This window comes from Achromobacter sp. SIMBA_011 (assembly GCF_046535435.1).
Classification (GTDB): Bacteria; Pseudomonadota; Gammaproteobacteria; order Burkholderiales; family Burkholderiaceae_B; genus Achromobacter; species Achromobacter dolens.
The window spans coordinates 1-266 of the sequence record NZ_JAWRWN010000577.1 but is presented as its reverse complement, the minus strand read 5'-3'; the positions used below and the strand labels follow the sequence as shown (position 1 = coordinate 266).

Annotated in this window: 1 pseudogene; it reads right to left on the bottom strand. The window is 66.2% G+C overall.

Features of this window, described 5'->3' with window-relative positions:
• Positions 1-266: pseudogene (locus SB816_RS32230) on the bottom strand (S9 family peptidase); the annotation flags it as partial.

Sequence of the window (266 nt, the reverse complement as noted above, 5' to 3'; positions counted from 1 at the left end):
CGATCGGCTGCCAGAGCATCGTGCGGCTTTGCACGTCGTCGAGCCAGGACACGATCAAGACGTTTTTCGTATTGGTCCAGTCACATGCGGACGTCACGGGCGTCGGCGTAAAGAGCGGCGTGAACGTGCGCTCGCCGGCCACGAACGCGTCCTCGCGGATCGCGAGCAGCGAACCGCCCGCATACGTGTGCGTGCCGATCGTCCAGTCGAGACGCGGTTCGAGCATGAGCCAGCCATGCCACGCGCCCACGGCCACGTGCGCAGGC